Origin of the sequence: Devosia aquimaris, assembly GCF_020169335.1 — a bacterium.
Classification (GTDB): domain Bacteria; phylum Pseudomonadota; class Alphaproteobacteria; order Rhizobiales; family Devosiaceae; genus Devosia; species Devosia aquimaris.
Genome location: NZ_JAIEZN010000001.1, coordinates 552,779 through 574,369 on the forward strand (window position 1 = coordinate 552,779; position 21,591 = coordinate 574,369).

The 21,591-nt window shown below is 64.4% G+C and carries 17 protein-coding genes; 15 read left to right on the forward strand and 2 right to left on the reverse strand.

Annotation, left to right across the window (positions count from 1 at the left end):
* Positions 1-16 precede the first annotated feature (16 nt).
* The 4 genes from K1177_RS02685 (at position 17) to gltX (ending at position 5,629) form a co-directional block, all read left to right on the forward strand.
* Positions 17-1,393, forward strand: coding sequence for a class II 3-deoxy-7-phosphoheptulonate synthase (locus K1177_RS02685; protein ID WP_224701782.1), 1,377 nt, complete (start codon positions 17-19; stop codon positions 1,391-1,393).
* A 150-nt stretch (positions 1,394-1,543) separates the two neighbouring features.
* A complete protein-coding gene (locus tag K1177_RS02690) occupies positions 1,544-2,509 on the forward strand; it encodes a hypothetical protein (RefSeq protein ID WP_224701783.1) in 966 nt (321 codons plus the stop codon).
* A gap of 130 nt (positions 2,510-2,639) precedes the next feature.
* The gene (locus K1177_RS02695) at positions 2,640-4,307 is read left to right on the forward strand and encodes an NAD+ synthase (RefSeq protein WP_224701784.1); all 1,668 of its coding nucleotides are present in this window, start codon (positions 2,640-2,642) and stop codon (positions 4,305-4,307) included.
* Positions 4,304-5,629, forward strand: a complete 1,326-nt coding sequence (gene gltX, locus K1177_RS02700) for a glutamate--tRNA ligase (RefSeq protein WP_224701785.1) — start codon at positions 4,304-4,306, stop codon at positions 5,627-5,629. The genes K1177_RS02695 and gltX overlap by 4 nt, the downstream gene beginning before the upstream one ends.
* Here the strand turns inward: gltX and K1177_RS02705 are convergent.
* Positions 5,574-6,731: a DUF2865 domain-containing protein gene (locus tag K1177_RS02705; protein ID WP_224701786.1), complete on the reverse strand. Its 1,158-nt coding sequence runs from the start codon at positions 6,729-6,731 to the stop codon at positions 5,574-5,576. The two genes, gltX and K1177_RS02705, sit on opposite strands and share 56 nt — an antisense overlap.
* A gap of 131 nt (positions 6,732-6,862) precedes the next feature.
* On the opposite strand from K1177_RS02705, the gene K1177_RS02710 reads away from it, so the two are divergent.
* The 11 genes from K1177_RS02710 (at position 6,863) to K1177_RS02760 (ending at position 18,166) form a co-directional block, all read left to right on the forward strand.
* The gene (locus tag K1177_RS02710; RefSeq protein ID WP_224701787.1) at positions 6,863-7,879 is read left to right on the forward strand and encodes a fumarylacetoacetate hydrolase family protein; all 1,017 of its coding nucleotides are present in this window, start codon (positions 6,863-6,865) and stop codon (positions 7,877-7,879) included.
* 123 nt (positions 7,880-8,002) lie between these two features.
* Entirely contained in the window at positions 8,003-8,410 is a 408-nt protein-coding gene (locus K1177_RS02715; protein ID WP_224701788.1) for a c-type cytochrome, read from the forward strand.
* Positions 8,411-8,652: 242 nt separating this feature from the next.
* Entirely contained in the window at positions 8,653-10,068 is a 1,416-nt protein-coding gene (gene cysS, locus K1177_RS02720) for a cysteine--tRNA ligase (protein WP_224701789.1), read from the forward strand.
* Positions 10,050-10,547, forward strand: coding sequence for a GFA family protein (locus tag K1177_RS02725; RefSeq protein WP_224701790.1), 498 nt, complete (start codon positions 10,050-10,052; stop codon positions 10,545-10,547). Before cysS ends, K1177_RS02725 begins: the two co-directional genes overlap by 19 nt.
* Entirely contained in the window at positions 10,540-11,031 is a 492-nt protein-coding gene (locus K1177_RS02730) for a GFA family protein (protein ID WP_224701791.1), read from the forward strand. The genes K1177_RS02725 and K1177_RS02730 overlap by 8 nt, the downstream gene beginning before the upstream one ends.
* On the forward strand, positions 11,028-11,522 hold the full coding sequence (locus K1177_RS02735) for a GFA family protein (protein ID WP_224701792.1): 495 nt from the start codon (positions 11,028-11,030) through the stop codon (positions 11,520-11,522). Before K1177_RS02730 ends, K1177_RS02735 begins: the two co-directional genes overlap by 4 nt.
* A 3-nt stretch (positions 11,523-11,525) precedes the next feature.
* Positions 11,526-13,118 carry a citramalate synthase gene (gene cimA / locus K1177_RS02740; protein WP_224701793.1) on the forward strand — a complete coding sequence of 531 codons (1,593 nt, stop codon included), beginning with the start codon at positions 11,526-11,528 and terminating at the stop codon, positions 13,116-13,118.
* A gap of 91 nt (positions 13,119-13,209) precedes the next feature.
* Positions 13,210-14,949 (forward strand): LysM peptidoglycan-binding domain-containing protein, encoded by a 1,740-nt coding sequence (locus tag K1177_RS02745; RefSeq protein WP_224701794.1) that lies wholly within the window; start codon positions 13,210-13,212, stop codon positions 14,947-14,949.
* Positions 14,950-15,041: 92 nt separating this feature from the next.
* Entirely contained in the window at positions 15,042-15,362 is a 321-nt protein-coding gene (locus K1177_RS02750; protein WP_224701795.1) for an ArsR/SmtB family transcription factor, read from the forward strand.
* Positions 15,362-17,257, forward strand: a complete 1,896-nt coding sequence (locus K1177_RS02755; RefSeq protein WP_224701796.1) for an ABCB family ABC transporter ATP-binding protein/permease — start codon at positions 15,362-15,364, stop codon at positions 17,255-17,257. Before K1177_RS02750 ends, K1177_RS02755 begins: the two co-directional genes overlap by 1 nt.
* Before the next feature lie 435 nt (positions 17,258-17,692).
* Positions 17,693-18,166: a GNAT family N-acetyltransferase gene (locus tag K1177_RS02760; protein ID WP_224701797.1), complete on the forward strand. Its 474-nt coding sequence runs from the start codon at positions 17,693-17,695 to the stop codon at positions 18,164-18,166.
* Positions 18,167-18,219: 53 nt separating this feature from the next.
* Here the strand turns inward: K1177_RS02760 and K1177_RS02765 are convergent, their stop codons facing one another.
* Positions 18,220-21,588 (reverse strand): efflux RND transporter permease subunit, encoded by a 3,369-nt coding sequence (locus K1177_RS02765; RefSeq protein WP_224701798.1) that lies wholly within the window; start codon positions 21,586-21,588, stop codon positions 18,220-18,222.
* Positions 21,589-21,591: the final 3 nt, after the last annotated feature.

The window sequence follows — 21,591 nt, forward strand, 5'->3', positions numbered from 1 at the left end:
GTGAGCGAGACCTGATATGACCACCTGGACCCCCCATAGCTGGCGCGACAAGCCGATCTCCCAGGTGCCGGCCTATCCGGATCCGGCCGCTCTCGCCGAAGCCGAACGCCAGTTGGCGAGTTTCCCGCCGCTGGTGTTTGCCGGCGAGGCGCGTGAGCTCAAGTCCCGCCTGGCGGCCGTGGCCCGTGGCGAGGCCTTCCTGCTGCAGGGCGGCGACTGCGCCGAGAGCTTTGCCGAGCATGGCGCCGACCATATCCGCGACTTCTTCCGCGTGTTCCTGCAGATGGCCGTCGTGCTCACCCATGGCGCATCCAAGCCCGTGGTCAAGGTCGGTCGCGTCGCCGGCCAGTTCGCCAAGCCGCGCTCGGCCGACACCGAGACCATCGATGGTGTCGAGCTGCCCAGCTATCGTGGCGACATCATCAACGACATTGGCTTCACCGAAAAGGCCCGTGTGCCCGATCCCGATCGCATGCTGCAGGCCTATCGCCAGTCGGCCGCGACACTGAACCTGCTGCGCGCCTTCTCCACCGGCGGCTATGCCGAGCTGACCCGCATCCACGATTGGACCATGGGCTTCATGAAGGGCTCCAACTGGAGCACCCGCTTTGAGGAAGTCGCGCGCAAGATCGACGACGCCATCACCTTCATGGGTGCGCTGGGCCTGAACCCTGATAATACGCCGGCCCTGCGCCAGACCAGCTTCTACACCAGCCACGAAGCGCTGCTGCTCGGCTACGAAGAAGCACTGACCCGTCGCGACTCCATCACCAATGACTGGTATGCCACCTCCGGCCACATGCTGTGGATCGGTGACCGCACCCGCCAGCCCGACGCGGCCCATGTCGAATATTTCGCCGGCATCAAGAACCCCATCGGCGTCAAATGCGGCCCCTCGCTGTCGAGCGATGACCTGCTGCGTCTGCTCGATCGGCTCAACCCCACCGATGAAGCCGGCCGCATGACCCTGATTGCCCGCTTCGGCTCGGACAAGATCCGCGATCACCTGCCGCGCCTGATCGAAACCGTGCAGAAGGCCGGCCGCACCGTGGTCTGGTGCTCCGATCCCATGCATGGCAACACCATCAAGGCCTCCACCGGCTTCAAGACCCGCCCCTTTGACCGCGTCCTGTCCGAGGTGAAGTCCTTCTTCGAAATCCACCGCGAAATGGGCACCTATGCCGGCGGCGTCCATATCGAGATGACCGGCGACGACGTCACCGAATGTGTCGGCGGCGTGTCGGCCGTGACCGAGGCGACCCTGGCGGACCGCTACAACACCTATTGCGACCCGCGCCTCAATGCCAGCCAGGCCCTTGAGCTGGCCTTCCTTGTGGCCGAGGAAGTCCATGCCCAGAAGACCCCGCGCCCGGTTCGCATCGCCGGCGAGTAGGCTGTCGTCCTTGGCGCTGACTGGGGCCCGTACGCTACTGCGTGCGGGCTTTTGTCTGTCTGGACGAACACCTTCGCCCTTAGCGCAACTTTAACCTTAACAGCCCATAAAGAAGGACAGCGCCCGAGATGGGTCGATCCGGAGGGTTGAATGAGACGCACCATTGCAGTGTTGAGCCTTGCTCTCGCCACGCCAGCAATGGCTGCCGACTATCCGGAGCTGCTGCGTCCGGCCTATCCGGAAACCTGGCAGAACCCCGACAGCGCACTGCGCTTTGAGTTCGGCACCCGTTACTGGATGTCCTGGGGCGAACAGGACGCCGGCTTTACTGCCGTTGATCAGGGCGTCACCCTGGGCAATGTCGGCATCTCAACCCGCGATCAGACCCAGATCGGCGAATTGCACGGCAAGATCGAGGATCTTTCCACCCAGACCTATGTCGATATGCGGGCAGGTCTGGGGCTCTACACCACGGGCACCTACAATATCTCACCGGCCGCCAGCGGCTCGATCGGCCGCAACTCTTCCATTGGCTACGCTGGTGCCGACTTTGGCTGGCTGCCGTTTGGCAACATGACCGATGGCGCCGCCATCGGTGGTCTGGTCGGCTATCAATATTGGAAGGACGCGCCCGACATCGGCACCGGCCAGTATGCGGCCAGCTTTGCCGGCGGGGTGCCGGCAACCTATGGACCGGCCAAGGACAATTTCGATATCCACGCCCTGCGCCTGGGCGTGAAGGGCCAGGCCCGCGTGGAGCAGTTCGACATTCAGGGTGAAGTGGCTGCGGTGCCCTATGCCCATGTTTCGGGCACCGTTGGTGGCTCTGCCCCGGGCGGCTTCAACTTCCCTGGCATCCCGGTGACCTTCTACGAGCGCGCGCCCACCACGCTGACCGGCCGCGGCTATGGCGTGATGGCCGAGGGCATGGTCGGCTTTCATCCGACGGAAAACCTGGTGCTGCGCGTCGGCGGGCGCGCCTGGTATCTCGAAGGCCAGCTCGAGACTCAGTTCCACTCCACCTCCGCACTGGGCAACTCCGACCTCAACCTGCCCAGCAACTTCGCCCGCATCTTCCGCTACGGCGCGCTGTTCGAGGTCGCCGGCACTTTCTAGCCATCCCATCGTGCAGACCAGCAAGGCCCGTTGTCCGCTTGCCCTGTTGGGGGCGAGCGGATAAGTCTTGCCCGCGTTCCGGCGGGTGCCGCAGCGCCTGCGACTTCTCAAGCAAACGGGCAGGATTACCGTGACAGACCGCCTCACCATTGCGCTCGCCCAGCTCAATCCCAAGGTTGGCGACCTGCCGGGCAATCTGGCGCTTGCCCGCAAGGCTCTGGCGGATGCGCGGGCCGCCGGCGCCGATATCCTGATGTTCTCCGAACTCTTCCTCACCGGCTATTTTCCCGATGACCTGATGTTCAAACCGCAATTTGTCAGCGAAGCCATGCAGGCTGCGCGCGACTTGGCCGCCGACACTGCCGGTTCCGACGTGGTCGTGGTGTTGCCCACGCTCTGGGCAGACCGCTCTGGCCTGCGTAATGCTGTCATCGTCGCCGAGGATGGCGAGATCATCGCCACGCGCTTCAAGCGCGAACTGCCCAATTCCGATATCTTTTACGAGAAGCGCTATTTCACCGCCGGCCCGCTGCCCGATCCGGTGGTGATCAAGGGTGTGCCTGTGGGCATCCCTATCTGCGAGGATGTCTGGCACACCTCGGTCTGCGAGCATCTGGCCATGCGCGGGGCCGAGATCATGCTCTGCCCCAATGGCTCACCCTATTGGACCGACAAGCAGCATATCCGCATGGAACTGGTGCGTGCCCGCGTCGCCGAAGACAATGTGCCCATGCTCTATCTCAACCAGGTCGGCGGCCAGGACGAGATCGTCTTCGATGGCGCCTCCTTCGCCATCGAGCCGGGCAGGGGGCTGGTGCTGCAGGGCAAGTCCTTTGCCACCGACTTCATCGTCTCCACCTGGGAGCGGCGAGACACCGGCTGGACCTGCACCGACGGCGTCGTCACGCCGCTCACCAGCACCGACGAGGCGCCCTGGCGGGCCTGTGTGCTTGGCCTGCGCGACTATGTCGGCAAGAATGGTTTCAAGCAGGTGGTGCTTGGCCTGTCGGGTGGCATTGACAGTGCCGTGGTCGCGGCGCTGGCCGTCGATGCTCTGGGTGCCGAGAACGTCCACTGCATCATGCTGCCCTATCGCTACACGTCCGAAGCAAGCCTCAAGGACGCCAAGGATTGCGCCCAGCGCCTGGGCGTCCGCTACGACGTGGTCGCCATTGGCAACCCGGTAGACGATGCGCTGGCCGAACTGGTGCCGATCTTTGGTGATCGACCGGCCGATCTGGCCGAAGAGAATATCCAGTCCCGCATGCGCGGCGTCGTGTTGATGGCCGTGTCCAACAAGCTGGGCTCGATGCTGCTCACCACCGGCAACAAGTCCGAAATGGGCGTCGGCTACGCCACCATCTATGGCGACATGAACGGCGGCTACAATCCGCTCAAGGACATGTTCAAGATGGAGGTCTATCGGCTGGCCGACTGGCGCAACCACCATCTGCCCGGCGATTGCCTGGGGCCAGAGCGCGACGTCATCCCCCAGGCCATTATCGACAAGGCTCCCAGTGCGGAGTTGCGCCCCAACCAGACCGATCAGGACAGCCTGCCGCCCTATCCGGTGCTCGATGACATCCTCACCGCCATGGTGGAGGAGGAAATGTCGTTGGCCCAGATCGTCGCGCGTGGACACGATGAAGCGCTGGTGCGCCGCATTGAGCGCCTGCTCAACATCGCCGAATACAAGCGGCGCCAATCTGCGCCCGGGCCCAAGCTGACGCCCAAGGCCTTCGGCCTGGGCCGCAAATACCCCATCACCAACGGTTTCAAGGACCACAGCATCGGATGACCATTGTTCGCTGGGCGCCGTCCCCCACTGGCCGCATCCACCTTGGCAATGCGCGTCCGGCCCTGCTCAACTGGTTCTACGCCCGCCGTCATGGTGGTCGCTATGTGCTGCGCATGGATGACACCGATCTGGCCCGCTCGACCCGCGAATTTGCCGATGGCATCGAGGTGGATCTGGCCTGGCTGGGGATCACGCCCGACCTTCTGGTCCGCCAGTCCGAGCGCACCGCGCTCTATGACGCTGCCCGCGATCGCCTGATCGCGGCTGGGCGCCTCTACCCCTGCTACGAGACCGAGGAAGAGCTGGATCGCAAGCGCTCCCGGGCCCGCCTGCTCGGCAAGCCGCCGATCTATGATCGCGCTGCGCTGGCGCTGACCGATGCTGACCGTGCCCGGCTCGAGGCCGAAGGGCGCAAGCCGCATTGGCGCTTCCGCCTCGACGGTCGCCCCGTGCAGTTCGAGGATCTCATCAAGGGCCCGCAGACGGTCAACACCGCCTCCATGTCCGACCCGGTGCTTATCCGCGCGGACGGCAGCTATCTCTACACCCTGCCATCGGTCGTCGATGACATCGACCTGGGCGTCACCCATGTCATCCGTGGCGAGGACCATGTGTCGAACACTGGCACGCAGATCGAGATCTTCGAGGCACTTGGTGGCGCCATCCCGATCTTTGCGCACCACAACCTGCTCACGGATGCCTCCGGACAGGGCTTTTCCAAGCGCCTGGGCAGCCAGTCCATCGCCGATTTCCGTGACGAAGGCTATGAACCCATGGCCATCGCCATCATGGCCAGCATCACCGGCACCAGCCTGCCCATCGAGACCTATGAGACGCTCGACGAGATCGCCAATCGGCTCGATTTCTCGATGATCTCGCACGGCTCTGCGCGTTTCGATCCGGTGGAGCTGGACAATCTCAATGCGCGCCTGCTGCACGCACTACCCTATGCTGGCGCTGCCGCTCGTCTGTCCGCCCTGGGGCTCGAAGGCGAGGCCATGTGGCTGCTCCTCCGCGATAACCTGCGGAAATTCAACGACATCGCTGATTGGGCCAAGCTGGTGACCGGGCCGGTCGAACCGGTGGTCGCCGAAGAGGATCGGGATTTCCTCGCCCTGGCCAAGGCCCTGCTGCCGCCCGAGCCTTGGGACGAAACCACCTGGGGTCAGTGGACCGAAGCGCTCAAGGCGGCCACCGGCCGCAAGGGCAAGGCGCTGTTCCTGCCGCTCCGCCTGGCCCTCACCGGCCGCCACGACGGTCCCGAGCTTAAGTCCCTGCTCCCGTTGGCTGGGCGTATGGCGTGTCTGGACCGACTACCCTGACCACCTTGTCGCCGAACTGAACCAGGCGCATCTCGGCATCGGCGGCGGCGGTACTCGCCGGGCGCGAAATCGGGGTCTCGCCTGGGCCAGCCGGGCGCGGGCGCGGCAGCGGCACATCAACCAGGGCCGCCACCTGGGCCGGCTCTGCCGTTGCCATGACGGGGGCCACCCCGCGCGGATCGCGCAACGGCAGCGGGAATTGCTCCTCGCCAACCGAAATCATGCTGCGCGTGCTGCCGTCGCTCCGCGTCGCCACGGTGATCGAGCCATCCGACTGCGGCGGCAATTTGCAGCTGGCGCCGGGGCTGGTGTCCAGCGTCGTGCGATAGGCAAAGGCCGAGGGCAGGGCGGTGTAGGGCGTCCCCGCCTGGTTGCGCATCTGCTCGGGCTCCTGGCCCGGATTGTCGTAGAAATAGAGCTCGACGGGCGTCGTCGGGCAGCTCGCCTGGCAGGTTGCCGCGTCATTGCTCACAAAGTCGGGCAGCGTTGAATAGCTGATCGGCCAGAAATAGCCGTCGCTGAGGCGGACGCAGACCGTGCGCACCGTCTGGTAGCCAAACGAACCCCAGGGGTCGCCGCCATCGACCAGCTGGCCGTCACCGAAATCGCTGCTGGCCGGGGTGCCGAAAATGCGTTCGAACAGGCCCTGTCGGTCATTGGTGACGGTCGCGCTCGAGCCACGAGCGCCACAGCCGAAGCGGGCCAGCTCCTGCAGCACGGCTTCGCGCTGGCCGGCCACGGCATTGGCCGATTCCACCTGCTGCTCGACATCGGCTGCCACTTCGCGCAGGCGCAGCACTTCGCGCCCGATCTGCCGGCATTGCGGGGTCAGCGTCCGGCCGGCCTTGGCGTCGTCATTGCATCCGTCGCGGATATAGCGGCTCTCCATGTTCTGCACGTCACGGCGTGCCTCGCGGGCCGCCTGCGAATTGCCGCCGAGCTGGCGATAATCGCCATTGCTGTCGATCTGCCGCAGTATACTGGTCAGCCGCTCGCATTGTGCGGACTGCGCATAGGCTGTCTGTGCCTCTACGGCAAAGCCCAGGCTTGCCAGGGTCAAAATCACCAGCGCCCGCGCGCCGCGTCTGCTTAAAATCGCCATCGAATCCCATAGGCGCCCGTCGCGCCGCAACCGGGCCTTAAGACAACGCTAGGACCCATGGCAACACTATAGTGACAGCGCCGCCACCGTGATAGCGCTGCACGGACACACCAGGCAGGGAATGCGTCGCCATGAAGCTTGCAACGCTGAAAAACGGTCGCCCGGATGGGCAATTGGTCATCGTCTCGGCAGACATGAGTCGCTGCGTGTCGGCGGGTCGCATCGCCCCGACGCTGCAGGCGGCGCTCGACGATTGGGACAAGATGGCCCCGGCGCTTGAGGATCTTGCGACCCAACTGGAAGCTGGCGCCATCGCTGGCCAGCCCTTTGATGCCGCCCTGGCGCTGGCGCCGCTGCCGCGCGCCTACCAGTGGATTGATGGCTCGGGCTATCTCAATCATCTCGAACGGGTGCGCGGCCTCAAGGGCAGCAAGGATGCCGAACTGCAGTCGGCCCGGCCGCTGCTCTACCAGGGCGCCTCTGATTCCCTCTCGGCGCCCACCGCCCCCATTCTCGCCACGGACGCCGATCTGGCGATCGATCTGGAGGCCGAGGTGGCCGTTGTGGTCTCCTTTGTTCCCATGGGCGCCGATCAGGCGACCGCTGCTGCCGCCATCCGCTTGGTGACGGTCTGCAACGACGTGTCCCTGCGGCGCCTCGTTGCCGATGACCTGCAGAATGGCTTCGGTTTTTTTCATTCCAAGCCGTCCACGGCCTTTGCACCCCTGGTCGCCACGCCACAGTCGCTTGGCGCGGCCTGGCGCGACAATCGCCTGCATCTGCCGGTCAAGGTTGAGGTCAATGGCGCTCTGATCGGCCAGCCCAACGCCGGCACTGACATGCATTTCAGCTTCGCCGACCTCATCGTCGAGGCGGCCCGCACCCGCAACCTCGCCGCCGGCAGCATCATCGGCGGTGGCACCGTGTCCAACCAGCACGAAGAAAGCCTGCCCATCAAGCGCGATGGAATCGGTTTCGCCTGTATCGCTGAGGCGCGGACGGTCGAAAAACTCAAATATGGTCGCGCCCGCACGCCGTTCCTGCAGCCGGGTGACACCGTGCGGATCGGCGCAATGTCCGGTGGCGTCTCAGTTTTTGGCGATATAGTTCAAAAGGTTGCGCTCACCGTTCCGCCTTTGGCGCGATAACATTCGCGTGTGCGCCTTGGGACTGTCACGCACCCATGCAACTCTTGCTCGCAGGCAATAGAGTTCACGTTGAGGGTGACAATGTCGTTTGGGAAGATCTCTGCATTCGCTTTGGCGGGTCTGATGGCACTGGGTGTGGCTGGCAGCTTTGCTGAAGACGCCTTTGTGGCGCCGACCGATCCGGCGGAGCTGGTTGCTGCGCGCCAGGCGCTGATGAAGGAAGACGGTGCCCTGCTCAAGAGCGCAGGCGGTCTGACCGGCGCTGAGGCTGTGACGGCCATGCAGACCCTGCTCACCAATTATTCGCATATCCCCGCACTCTTCCCCGAAGGCTCTGTGGTCGGCGACAGCGAAGCGCTCCCCGCCATCTGGGAAAACTGGGACGCTTTTGTCGCCATCGTCGAGACCGGCAAGACCGCTGCTCAGGCCGGCGTCGCTGCTGCTGAAGCTGGCGATGCGGCTGCCTACAACGATGCCATCAAGGCCATCGGCGCCACCTGCGGCCAGTGCCACCAGCAGTTCCGCAGCTGATCGATTTCTTTCGCCTCCAAAGCGATTGGGCGGCCCGCAAGGGCCGCCTTTTTTCTTTCTGCTTGATTTTCCGCGCGGCGGCAGCCAATCATCGCTGCATGAAGTCGCAGATCATTCTGATTAACCGCTGCATTATTACCTGCTAACCACTCGTTGGCGGCGCGGTCTTCTTCATCCCTGAACTCTGATACCAGAAGAGCCGCCTGCCAGCGCACTTTCGCTCGGGCCCAGGGACGGACCGCATGACCACGCCGCAGATTTCGCTCTACAACACGCTGACACGCACCAAGGAACGCTTCGTTCCCATCGATGCGGCCAATGTGCGCATGTATGCCTGCGGCCCCACGGTCTATGACTTTGCTCACATCGGCAACGGCCGCATGGCCATTGTGTTTGACCTGCTGTTCCGCCTGCTGCGCCAGGTCTATGGCACCGACCACGTCACCTATGTGCGCAACATCACGGACGTGGACGACAAGATCAACGCGCGGGCTCTGCGCGACCATCCGGACCTGCCGCTCAACGAGGCCATCCGCAAGGTCACCGAGGGCACCGCAGCCCAGTATCAGAAGGACGTCAAGGCGCTGGGCTGCCTAGAACCCACCGTGCAGCCCCGGGCCACCGACAACATCGCCGAGATGCAGGCGCTGATCGGTGCGCTGGTGCAGCGTGGCCATGCCTATGCCGCCGCCGGCGAGGTGCTGTTCTCGGTGGGCTCCATGCCCGACTACGGCAAGCTCTCTGGCCGCAATCTGGAAGACAATCTGGCGGGCGCGCGTATTGCGGTGGATGCCCACAAGCAGAACCCGGCCGACTTTGTGTTGTGGAAGCAGTCGGCCGACAATGAACCCGGCTGGGACAGCCCCTGGGGGCGTGGTCGCCCCGGCTGGCATATCGAATGCTCGGCCATGAGCGAACGCTATCTTGGCCAGCTGTTCGATATCCACGGTGGCGGGCTCGACCTGATCTTCCCGCACCATGAGAATGAAATCGCCCAGTCCCGCTGCGCCCATGGCACCCATGCCATGGCCAATGTGTGGATGCACAACGGCTTCCTTCAGGTCGAAGGCCAGAAGATGAGCAAGTCGCTGGGCAATTTCTACACCATCGCCCAATTGCTCGAGACCGGCGACTTCGGCGGCCGCAAATGGCCGGGCGACGTGCTGCGCCTTGGCATGCTGATGACCCATTATCGCGAGCCCATTGATTTCACCGTCAAGCGGCTGGAAGAAGCCGAGACGCGGCTGCGCGATTGGCAGCGTGCGGCCCAGGGTGTCGACATCGCTGAGACCGACGCGCCCGATGACTCGGTCGTGCGCGAACTGGCCGACGATCTGAGCTTCCATCGCGCCAGCGTGGCGCTCGACGTCATCGCCAAGAAGGCCAACCGCGACGATGGCCAGGCGGCCAAGCGTTGCCTGGCAGCCTCGCTGCGCTTCCTCGGCTTCGGGCTCGATACGCTCCTGGCCACAGAGTCCGACAGCGCCGAACCGCCGCATCTTGCCGCCGCCATCGCCGACCGTCTGGCGGCCCTCAATGCAAAGCAGTTCGCCGAGGCCGACCGCATCCGCAATGAACTGGCCGAGCAGGGCATCGCGTTGATGGACTACAAGGACGAGGCCGGCAACCGGCAAACCAGATGGGAGGCCAAGCGGTGACGACACCTGTGCATGCCTATACGGGCGGCTGCCAATGCGGCGCCGTGCGGTTCAGCGTCACCCGGCTGGGGCGCCCCTCGATCTGCCATTGCCGCATGTGCCAGAAGGCCTTTGGCGGCTTCTTCGGGCCGCTGGTGACGGCGCACAATGCACGCTGGACACGGGGGGAACCCAAGTGGTTCCAGTCCTCCAATGCTGCTCGCCGCGCATTCTGCGGCGACTGCGGCACGCCCCTGGCCTATGAGACCCGCTTCGGGCTCGAACTGGCCATCGGCGCGTTTGATGACCCCACGGTCGCCGCCCCCGTCATCCAGGTCAATCTCACCGATCGCCTGCCGTTCTTTCACGATCTGACGGCGCTGCCGGAACGCACGGACGCGCCTGATGAATGGCGCGACTTCCTCGCCGGCATCCATTCCAATCAGCATCCGGACCATGACACCGATGATTGGCCGCCGCGTGGAGGCAGCAATGGTTGAGAGCTGGTCCGGCGGCTGCCAGTGCGGAGCGGTGCGCTATCGCTTTACCGAAAAGCCCCGCGGCGCGCATATCTGCCATTGTCGCATGTGCCAGAAGGCCTTCGGCGGTTTTTATGCCCCACTGGTTGGCGGACCTGTGGGCAGCTTTACCGTCACGCGCGGCGAAATCACACTGTTCCGCTCCTCCGATCAGGTGGAACGCGGCTTCTGTCGCGACTGCGGCACGCCCCTCAGCTTTGCCTATATCGATGGCGACTGGATGAGCGTTTCAATCGGCTCATTGGACAACCCAGATGCTTTTCCGCCCAAGGACCAGCATGGCACCGAAAGCCGTCTGAGCTGGGCCAATGGCGTTGGCGCGCTTCCCGATGTCGCCCCTACCGAGGACCGGCATCCCGAAACGGCGGCCTTTATCAGGTCCACCAACCATCAGCATCCCGATCACGATACGCTTGTCTGGCCACCGCAGGAGTCCAAGCCATGACCGGCGACGCCTATCGGTTTCACGAACGCAGCGGTGGCTGCCAATGCGGCGCCATCCGCTTCCACTCCAAACAGCTGCGCGACAATGCCCATGTCTGCCACTGCCGCATGTGCCAGAAGGCCGCCGGCAATCTTTTTGCCGCGCTCGTCGGCGTGCGCCACGAGCATCTGACCTGGACGCGCGGCACGCCCGCCGAATTCATGAGTTCCGACCTCGCCGCCCGCGGCTATTGCCGCGATTGTGGCACCCCACTCTACTATCGCTCCGTGGGGGGCGAGCATGTCTCGATCTCCATTGGCGCCTTTGACGATCCGGCCTCCATTCCGTTGCAGTTCCAGCTCGGCATGGAGGGCAAGCACCCCTCGCTCGATCATCTGCCCGAGATCGAGCAGGTCGGCACCACCGAGCAGGCCATGCCCGACGAAGTGGCCGCCATCTTCAAGTCCAACCACCAGCATCCCGACCGCGACACCCAGCGCTGGCCCGAGTAAGTCATGACCAAGACCCGCCTCTATATCTTCGACACTACCCTGCGCGATGGCGCGCAGACCGCTGGCATCGAGTTCTCGCTCGAGGACAAGATTTCCATTGTTGGTCTGCTCGAAGAGCTGGGTGTCGACTATATTGAGGGCGGCTATCCCGGCGCAAACCCGGTCGATACGGCCTTCTTTGAGGCCAAGCGCACGCGGTCGGCTACGTTTACCGCCTTTGGCATGACCAAGCGGGCAGGGCGCTCTGCCGCCAACGACCCCGGCGTGCAGGCTCTGGTCAATTCGCGTGCCGACGCTGTCTGCTTCGTGGCCAAGGCCTGGGATCACCAGGTGGAGACGGCGCTGGAAATCTCCCTTGAGGATAATCTCGACAATCTGCGCGAGACCGTCCTGGCGGCCGTTGCCGCGGGCAAGGAAGCGCTGATCGACTGCGAGCACTTCTTTGACGGCTACAAGGCCAATCCGGACTATGCGCTGTCCTGCGTGCGCACCGCGCTTGAGGCCGGCGCCCGCTGGGTCGTGCTCTGCGACACCAATGGCGGCACCATGCCGGCGGAAGTGTCCGCCATCGTCAAGGACGTGCAGGCCGTGGCCCCCGGCGATCGCCTCGGCATCCACGCCCATGACGACACCGGTCAGGCCGTCGCCAACACGCTGGCGGCCGTCGAGGCCGGGGTCTGCCAGATCCAGGGCACGCTCAACGGCATCGGCGAGCGGTGCGGCAATGCAAACTTGGTCACCATCATCCCCACGCTGGCGCTCAAGCCCTATTTTGCGGATCGTTTCGAGACCGGCATCGCCGCCAGTCGCCTCAAGCGCCTGACGCAGCTCTCCCGCGCCTTTGATGATCGGCTCAATCGCGCCCCGGCGCGGCAGGCGCCCTATGTGGGCGCCTCGGCCTTCGCCACCAAGGCGGGCATTCACGCGTCGGCCCTGCTCAAGGACTTTTCGAGTTATGAGCACGTTCAGCCCGAGAGCATCGGCAACGAGCGCTCCATCATGGTCAGCCAGCAGGCTGGCAAGTCCAACCTGCTGACAGCACTTGCCCGCCATGGCATTGCGCTGGCCAAGGACGACCCGCGCCTCGAGCGCCTGCTGGCCACCGTCAAGGAACGCGAATCGCGCGGCTATTCCTACGACGGTGCGGACGCATCCTTTGCCGTTCTGGCCCGCGATGTGTTGGGCGTCCTGCCCAGTTACTTCACGGTCGAGAACTATCGCGCCAGCGTCGAGCGGCGCCACAACGCCCAGGGCGACGAGGTCACTGTCACCGAAGCCGTGGTCAAGATCCGCGTCGAGGGCGAACTGCTGATGTCAGTCGCCGAGGGCAATGGCCCGGTCAACGCGCTGGATTTGGCGCTGCGCAAGGACCTGGGCAAGTATTCGTCGCGCATCGAGGACCTTGAGCTGGTCGACTTCAAGGTGCGTATCCTGGACGGCGGCACGGGCGCGGTCACCCGTGTACTGGTCGAGAGCCGGGATGGCACAGGCGAGCGCTGGTACACCATCGGCGTCTCCCCCAACATCATTGATGCGTCCTTTGAAGCTCTGTATGAATCAATCACCTATAAGTTGCTGAAAACTGAGACGGCCTAGGCCTCTTCGCGCACTTGGTTGAACCGGACGGCTTGCCGTCATAACGGTCCGGGAGGACAAACTGGCCGATACCGCTTCAAAACAACCTCTGATGCTCACCCTTGGCGCTGCTGCTGTCACGCTCGCCATCGTTCTGGGCGTCCTGGCCGGTCCCAATGTCGTCAGCTGCTTCAATTCCGATGAGGGCATGGGTGTCTGCCTGCGTGGCAAGATGACCGAGGCCGGGCTCCTGCCCGGCGTCCAGCCCGCCGCCGTCGAAACCGCCACGACGGCTGCACCCGCAGAGACCCCGGCGGCAGACGCGGCCACGCCTGCCGAACCGGCCGTCACGCCAGAGCCTGCGCCCGAGCCGGCTGCTGAAGCCCCGGCCACCGACGCCAAGGCCCCAGAGGGCCTGATTGCCGCCACCTTCGGCCTGCTTCGGGCCGAGCCCGACGGCTCGGTGGTGATTGCCGGCAGCGGCGCCCCGGGCAGCGAGATCGAGGTTTTCGCCAATGGCGCGCCCTTGGGCAAGACCAAGGTCGGCCCCAGCGGCGATTGGGTCATTGTCCCCGATGCGCCCATTCCGCCCGGTGGCACCGAGATCACTTTGGGCGAGGCCGGCAAGCCCGGCTTGGCCGAGCAGTCCTTTGTCGTCGCTATCAATGAAGACAAGACCAGTGAGCCGCTGGTGGTCGCCAGCACGCCGGGCGCCATCAGCGAAGTGCTGCAGGGCCTCAAGCCGGCTGGTGACACCAAGCTGGCCGCAGCCGACCCGGTCGCCACTGCGCCCATGCAGCCGTCGACACCGGCGACGCCGACCCCCGCAGCGCCTGCGCAGACGGCCGTGGATGCCTCTGCGGCCCCAGCCAGCGCACCAGCCACGGCGCCCGCAACCGAGCCCGCCGCCGCGGTGCCGTCGGCGGCACCTGCAGCGCCACAGCCTGAGCCGGTCGCTGCAGCACCGGCACCCGCCCCAGCGGCACCCGCAGCAGCATCCGGTGAACAGCCGGCGCCCGCTCCGGCAGACCCTGCGCCTGCGCCGCTTCAGGCTGAGGCCACGCCGCCCGCCGTGGCGCCCGAGGCTCCGGTTGAAGCAGCTTCTGCTTCTGCCCCCGCAGCCGAGGTGACTGTTCCTGCCGCGCCAGCGGTGGCAATGGCCCCGCCGACAATCGATGCGGTGGAAGTGGAAGGGGAGCGGTCCTTCTTTGCCGGTGCCGGCCCCGAGGGCGCGACGGTTCGCCTCTATGTCGATGACGTCTTTATCGCCGATGCCACGGTCACGGACGGGCGCTGGCTGGTGGAGGCGGGTAAGGTTTTGACCAAGCCAAGCCAGCGCGTGCGTGTGGATGTGCTCGAGCCGGGCAGCGCCAACGTGGCCTCCCGCGCCGAAGTGGACTTCCGCATTGATCTGCCGGCGGCGCCGGCGGAACAGGCTGTCGCTACTGCCGAGACCGCCGCACCGGTTGCACCGGATGCAGCCACGGCTCCAGCCGCAGAGCCGGCTGCCCCGGCAACGGATGCGCCCGCAGCAGCGCCGGCTCCGGCGACGGCCGAGGCCCAGCCTGAGGCGGCTGATGGAGCGGCCGCAGCGCCTGCTGCCGAACCGGCCCCCGCCGCCGACGTGCCCACGCTGGTGGCCGTTTCGGTTGGCAGCCTGGACGATCAGCGCTTCTCGGCGGGCAAGGCCATCATTCGCCGCGGCGACAATCTCTGGACCATTGCCCGCCGCGTTTATGGCGAAGGCATCAAGTACACCACGATCTACGAGGCCAACACGGGCCAGATCCGCGATCCGGATCGCATCTACCCCGGCCAGGTGTTCGAGTTGCCCCAGGGCGCACTGAACTGAAGACAAAATGGCCCGCCGCACGGCGGGCCATTGATTATTTGGGCCATTGGTCCCATGTATATCGCAAGATGACGATAAAATCAGTCCAGCCCATGCAAGACGACGATATTGCGACCATCATGCGCGCGCTCGGCCACCCCGTGCGCCTCAATATTCTGCGCATTCTGTCCAACCAGCAGCGGCCAGAATGCTGCTGCGCCGATGTGACCGAATCCCTCACCCTGGCGCAGTCCACCGTCAGCCAGCACATCAAGGTTCTGCTCGATGCCGGCCTGATCGAGCGCAAGCCTCGCGGCACGCGCAACTGCTACATCGTTCAGCATGAACGCCTCGCTGCCCTGGGCTCTGCCTATTCGGGCATGGTTGCCGCGCTTGGTCCGGCCACACCCAAAATGGAAGCGGAACCCGCCTGATGCCGCCTGACAGTGCTGCCAAGAAGCCGTCCGTTAACGCGGACGAAGGCTCCGTTTTTGCCACGATCAAGAACCTGTGGACCTATATGTGGCCCGCCGACCGCGCCGACCTGCGGCTGCGGGTTGTGCTGGCCATCGGCGCCCTGCTGCTGAGCAAGGTCGCCACCACGCTCGTCCCCTTTGCCTATAAGGGCATCATCGACAGCCTCGACGGCGCCGCGCCGGACAGCAACCTGATCTTCGGCCTTGCCGTGCCCATCGTGCTGGTGATCGCCTATGTGGTCGGCAATATCGCTGACGCCGGCTTCCAGCAGCTGCGCGACGTGCTGTTTGCCAGCGTCGGCCAGAACGCCGTGCGCAAGCTGGCCCTGCGGACATTCCACCACCTGCATCGGCTGTCCCTGCGCTTCCATCTGGCGCGCCGCACCGGCGGATTGAGCCGCGTCATCGAGCGTGGCACCAAGGGCATTGAGACCATCGTACGCTTCACGATGCTCAATATCGCGCCCACCCTGGTCGAATTCATCATCACCGCCGTCATCTTCGTGTGGATGTTCGGCGTCAGCTATCTGGGCGTGCTGGTGGTGATGATCTGGGGCTACCTCTATTTCACCATCAAGGCCTCCAACTGGCGCATCTCCATCCGTCGGGACATGAACAATTCCGACACCGACGCCAATGGCAAGGCGATCGACAGCCTGCTCAATTTCGAGACGGTCAAATACTTCGCCAATGAGAAGATGGAGGCGGACCGCTACGACGTCTCCATGGCCGGCTATGAGCGCTCGGCCATCCGCATCTGGACCTCGCTGGGCTTCCTCAACTTCGGCCAGGCGGTGATCTTCTACGGCGGCTTCCTGGTCATCGCGATCATGTCGGTGATCGGCGTGATGAACAAGACGCTGACCTTGGGCGATTTCGTGCTGCTCAACACCTTCCTGATGCAGGTCTATCGTCCGCTCAACTTCATCGGTTTCGTCTATCGCGAACTGCGCCAGGGGCTGACCGACATCGAAGAGATGTTCAAGCTGCTCGACCAGGATCCCGAGATCGAGGACAAGGCCGACGCCAAGCCGCTGACCATCACCGGGCCGGTGATCCGCTTCGACAATGTGACGTTCCACTATGATACCGATCGCCCCATTCTCAAGGGCGTGAGCTTCGAGGTGCCGGCAGGCAAGACGGTCGCCATCGTGGGCCCCACAGGCGCCGGCAAATCCACCATCTCGCGGCTGCTCTACCGCTTCTACGATGTCACCGGTGGCGCCATCACGATTGATGGTCAGGACCTGCGCGACGTGACGCAGGAGAGCCTGCGCCGGGCCATCGGCATGGTGCCGCAGGATACCGTGCTGTTCAACGACACCATCGGCTACAACATCGAATACGGTCGCCCCGGCGCGTCGGCAGAAGACGTGCGTGCGGCCGCTGCCATGGCCCAGGTTGGTCCCTTCATCGAGACCCTGCCCAAGGGCTACGATACGCCGGTCGGCGAACGTGGCCTCAAGCTGTCCGGTGGCGAGAAGCAGCGCGTGGCCATTGCCCGCACCATCCTCAAGGCCCCGTCGATCCTGATCCTCGACGAGGCGACGTCGGCGCTCGATACCAAGACCGAGCGGGACATCCAGTCGGCTTTGGATGTGGTGTCGCAGAACCGCACGACTGTGGTCATCGCCCACCGGCTCTCGACGGTCGTCAATGCCGACGAAATCCTGGTGCTGCGCGAGGGTGTGGTGGCCGAGCGCGGCAACCACCAGCAATTGCTGGCCCAGGATGGTCTCTACGCCCAGATGTGGAATCGCCAGCGCGAGGCCACCGAGGCCGAGGAAAAGCTGTTGCAGACTGCCAACGACCCCGACGGCTTCGTCAAGCGCGGCACCCCGGCTGCGGAATAGGGGCAACCCAAAGCGCCGCGCGGTCCACGGAGCTGCGGGTGCTCTGTCAGTCGCGCATGGCACTCATGGTATTGCACCGTGCGGCAATGGCGAGACCGAGGTCTTGTTATGCGGGTAGTCCGCGTGTGGTGAAACCCAGGTCTCGCCATCGCTTCCGGGGTGAGGCCATATTCTGGCTCACAGGCACCGTTGGATCGGGCGGCACTCCGGACAGGCGACCCCGTCCCCCGTATCCCCCCGCCAACCGTTCGTCGCGACCGCGCAGTAGATGCGAGGGGAAGGCGTGAGGACACGCCAGCTTTTGGCTGCAGGGATAAGCGGGCAGGGCCCCCGTTCACGGCCAAGACCTGCCGGCGGCGGCGCCGATCACCGCGCGATCACCTCACACCTCGTAGCGCGCTTGTCCAACCGCAGGGTCTGGGGCACGATGACGGCATGTCCGCCATATCCCTCATCGCTGCCCGCCCGGATCAGAAGCCTGTCGTGGCCAATCTGATCCAGCTCTATCTCTACGACATGACCGAGTTCATGCCGTTTCCAGTCAGCGCAGACGGGCGCTTCGAGTACGACTTCCTCGACCGGTTCTGGCAGCATCCCTATCTCATCATGGCGGGAGACGAGATCGCCGGCTTTGCGCTGGTGGTCGACACCTGCCCGCTGACGGGCCGCACGCCCTGCTGGTTCATGGCCGAGTTTTTCGTGCTCAAGGCCTATCGGCGCCGCGGGGCAGGGCAGGCGGCATTGGCCGCAGCGCTGGCCCGTCATCAGGGCGACTGGCACATCGCCGTGCCCCACGCCAACCGGGCAGCCGCGAGCTTCTGGCAGAAGGCAGGCGCAGACCGCGGAGCCCCCGCGCGCGACATCAGCTTCGAGGGCGATGACTGGCGGCTCTACAGCGTGGTTGCTTGAAACAAAAAGGCCCGCATTGCTGCGGGCCTTTTGCTTGAGTGTCTGCGCCGTACCTATTCGGCGGCTTCGGGGCGATCCGGACGGCTGACCACGGTCACGCCGTTCTGTTCCTTCTGCACCAGCCCTGCATCCTGGCTGACGATGTAGCGCTTGGCGCCGTCGGCATCGGCCGGGATTTCCACCGCCATGCCGTCGAACCCGGCTGGCACCGCCATGGCAGGCTGGCCACCACGACCGGTGACGAAGCGGCCCAGGCGGGCGAACTGGTGGCCGATCCAGCGGATCTGCTTCCACAGCACATTGGGCGCAACCACCATCACCGGCACCATCACCAGCGTCAGGGCGGTCGAGACGAACAGGCCGGACACCAGAGCCGCCGAGAGGTGGATGAACCACGAGCCGGCAATGCCGCCCACCACGATTTCGCGGCGGATAAAGTCGAACTCCACATTGAGCGCCATCGGGATGACGCCCAGCGCCGTCACGGTGGCGGTCAGGAGCACTGGACGCACACGCTGGCTGATGGTCAGCAGCATGGCCTTGATGGGCTCGACATGCTCGTCGCGCTGGTAGTGGTTGTAGGTGTCGATCAGCACGATGCCGTTCTTCACCACGATGCCGGCCAGGGCCACGATGCCCAGGCCCGTCATGATGGCCGAGAAGCTCATGCCCGTGACCACCATGCCCAGCAACACGCCGCCCAGTGACATGATCACCGTCGAAAGCGTCACCACCACCTGCCAGAAGCTGTTGTACTCCAGCAGCAGGATCAGGAAGATCAGGAACATCGCCGCGCCGAATGCCGACACGATGAAGGCATTGGTGTCGTCCACCTGCTCGGCCGCGCCGCCATAGACGATCTTGACCGACGACGGCCAGTCCTGCGTGGCCTGCCATTCCTTGATCTGTTCGATCTTGGCATCGGAGGTCACCGGCTCGCCCGCCGCATTGGTCGGGTTGAGATTGGCAGCCACGCCCATGGCGTAGACGCCATTGCGACGCGAGATATTGGCCACCTTGGGCACAGCCGTGCGTTCGATGAAATTGCTCACCGGCACCAGGCCCTGCGCTGTCACGATGCGCAGCGAGTCAAGCGCGTCAAAGGTACGCTCTTCCTCTGGCAGACGAACGCGGATGTCGAGTTCATCGCCGCCGTCATCGGGGCGATAGCTGCCCAGCTTGACGCCCGAGGTTACCAGCTGGACATAGGGGCTGAGCTCGCGCACGCCGATGCCATATTTGGCGGCCGCTTCGCGGTCGATGGTCACCTGCCAGTCGATACCCGGAGCCGGACGACCATCTTCGATATCGATGGTGTCACCCAGCTCGTTCTCGATGTAGTCGCGCAGCTTGGCAACCGATGGCGCGATGTCGTCATAGACCGTGCCCTCGACGCGCAAATTGATGGCCTTGCCTGCCGGCGGACCGTTTTCCTGGGCGGCGATCTGAACTTCAAGACCCGAGATATCGGCCACCCGGTCACGGATGTTCTGGAAGATCACGGCAGCCTTGTCGCGCTCGTTATAGGGCAGCAGCTGCAGGTTGAACGAACCGATGGTGTCGGGCGGGCTGCCCGAGCCCAGGCCGCCGCCGTTGCCGCCGCCAAAGCTCATGATGACATCCTGGATGCCCTGCACCTGCAGGATCTCGTTCTCGACCTCGACCAGCATGTCGCGGATCTCGATCGGCGAGTAATTGCCGCGCGTGATCACGTTGACGGTGCCGAACTCGGGCTCGGACGCCGGGAAGGCTTCCGAGGTCGGGTTGCTGTTGGCGTAGAGCACGAACATCGAGATGATGAGCGCAAACCCCACGGCCAGTGTCGGCAAGGGCTGGTGCAGCAGGTGCTGCATGGTCCGCACATAAACGCCCGTCAGCCCGCCCACCTTCTTGGGGTCGAACTTGTCAGCATACATCACCATGTCGGCCTTTTCCTTGGCCACCGGATCCACATGCGTGGACGCGATCAAGGCGCCGATGATGGGCATGAAGATCAGCGCCGACACCAGCGAGGCACACATCACCACGATCACGATGATCGGCAGATAGCTCATGAACTTGCCGATGATGCCCGGCCAGAACAGCAGGGGCACGAAGGCACCCAGCGTGGTGAAGGTCGCCGACACCACAGGCACGAACATCTTGCGCGCAGCCATGATGAAGGCCTCCTTCTTGGAGACACCTTCCATCAGTTTGCGCTCGGCATACTCGACCACCACGATGGGGTCGTCCACCAGCACACCCACGGCCAGCACCAGGCCAAACATGATCATCATATTGATGGTCATGCCCATCATCTGCACGACGAGGAACGCGATCATGAACGAGATCGGGATCGACATGCCGATCATGATCGCGGGGCGCACGCCGAGCGTGGCCACGCAGGTGATCAGCACGAGGGCCACGGCGGTCAGCACGGCAGCTTCGAGCGAGCGGAAAAGGCCCTTGGTCGAATCCGCCTGGTCGATCAGGAAGCTGGTTTCGATGCCCTTGGGCCAATCGGCGGTGAATTCCTCGGTGACGCGGCGCACATCATCGGAAATGGTGATGACATTGCTGCCCAGCTTCTTGACCACGCCCAGCGTGATCGCGGGCTGGCCATTCACATGCGCATACTGGGTCGCATCCTTGAACGTCCGGGTGATCGTCGCCACGTCTCCAAAGGTGACGACGGTGTCGCCCGAGGTCTTGAGCGGCAGCGTGTAGACATCCTGCGCGTTCTTGATCAGGCCGGGGACTTCGACGTTGAACGAACCCTGGCCGCTGTCCAGCGTACCGCCGGGCACCACCATGTTGTTCTTGGAGAGCGCATCGAGCAGCTGGGCTGCCGTCAGGTCATAGGCTTCGAGGCGGTTGAGGTCGATGGTGACCTCGAGCACTTCGTCTCGCGAGCCCGACAGGGTCACGCTCTGCACATTGCCCATGCCCTCGAGCTCTTCCCTGAGGTCCTTGGCGCGGCGCACCAGTTCCTGCTCGGGCACGGTGCCATAGACAGCCACCGAGATGGTCGGCATGTCCGAGAACGAGATTTCCGTGACGGTCGGCTCGTTGGCGTCGTCGGGCAGGGCCGAGGCGACACCGTCCATCTTGGCGCGGATGTCCGAGAGTGCCTTGTCCTTGTCGGCATTCACGTTGAACTCGAGGAAGACCGAGGCATGGCCCGTCGTCGCGGTGGAGGAGTAGTTCTCCAGCCCGTCGATTTCCTTGATGCGGTCTTCGATCGGCTTGGCCAGCAATTGCTCGGCATCGCGTGGCGACACGCCGGTCTGGCTGACCGAAATGTAGAAATACGGGATGTCGATCGCCGGGAAGCTCTCTTTGGGGAGCGTGGAATAGGCCGAGTAGCCGGCCACCAACAGCAACACCATGACGGTGAGAACGACACGCGGCATCCGAAGGATGCGTTCGATAAAGTCCAGCATGGA

What these genes read in the sequence shown, in the direction of transcription:
- cysS (WP_224701789.1), top strand. Translation starts at nt 8,653, where the DNA reads ATGACCACGCCGCAGATTTCGCTCTACAACACGCTGACACGCACCAAG.
- K1177_RS02755 (WP_224701796.1), top strand. Translation starts at nt 15,362, where the DNA reads ATGCCGCCTGACAGTGCTGCCAAGAAGCCGTCCGTTAACGCGGACGAA.
- K1177_RS02685 (WP_224701782.1), top strand. Translation starts at nt 17, where the DNA reads ATGACCACCTGGACCCCCCATAGCTGGCGCGACAAGCCGATCTCCCAG.
- K1177_RS02725 (WP_224701790.1), top strand. Translation starts at nt 10,050, where the DNA reads ATGGGAGGCCAAGCGGTGACGACACCTGTGCATGCCTATACGGGCGGC.
- K1177_RS02690 (WP_224701783.1), top strand. Translation starts at nt 1,544, where the DNA reads ATGAGACGCACCATTGCAGTGTTGAGCCTTGCTCTCGCCACGCCAGCA.
- K1177_RS02745 (WP_224701794.1), top strand. Translation starts at nt 13,210, where the DNA reads ATGCTCACCCTTGGCGCTGCTGCTGTCACGCTCGCCATCGTTCTGGGC.
- gltX (WP_224701785.1), top strand. Translation starts at nt 4,304, where the DNA reads ATGACCATTGTTCGCTGGGCGCCGTCCCCCACTGGCCGCATCCACCTT.
- K1177_RS02705 (WP_224701786.1), bottom strand. Translation starts at nt 6,731, where the DNA reads ATGGCGATTTTAAGCAGACGCGGCGCGCGGGCGCTGGTGATTTTGACC.
- K1177_RS02735 (WP_224701792.1), top strand. Translation starts at nt 11,028, where the DNA reads ATGACCGGCGACGCCTATCGGTTTCACGAACGCAGCGGTGGCTGCCAA.
- K1177_RS02730 (WP_224701791.1), top strand. Translation starts at nt 10,540, where the DNA reads ATGGTTGAGAGCTGGTCCGGCGGCTGCCAGTGCGGAGCGGTGCGCTAT.
- cimA (WP_224701793.1), top strand. Translation starts at nt 11,526, where the DNA reads ATGACCAAGACCCGCCTCTATATCTTCGACACTACCCTGCGCGATGGC.
- K1177_RS02715 (WP_224701788.1), top strand. Translation starts at nt 8,003, where the DNA reads ATGGCACTGGGTGTGGCTGGCAGCTTTGCTGAAGACGCCTTTGTGGCG.
- K1177_RS02760 (WP_224701797.1), top strand. Translation starts at nt 17,693, where the DNA reads ATGTCCGCCATATCCCTCATCGCTGCCCGCCCGGATCAGAAGCCTGTC.
- K1177_RS02750 (WP_224701795.1), top strand. Translation starts at nt 15,042, where the DNA reads ATGCAAGACGACGATATTGCGACCATCATGCGCGCGCTCGGCCACCCC.
- K1177_RS02710 (WP_224701787.1), top strand. Translation starts at nt 6,863, where the DNA reads ATGAAGCTTGCAACGCTGAAAAACGGTCGCCCGGATGGGCAATTGGTC.
- K1177_RS02765 (WP_224701798.1), bottom strand. Translation starts at nt 21,588, where the DNA reads ATGCTGGACTTTATCGAACGCATCCTTCGGATGCCGCGTGTCGTTCTC.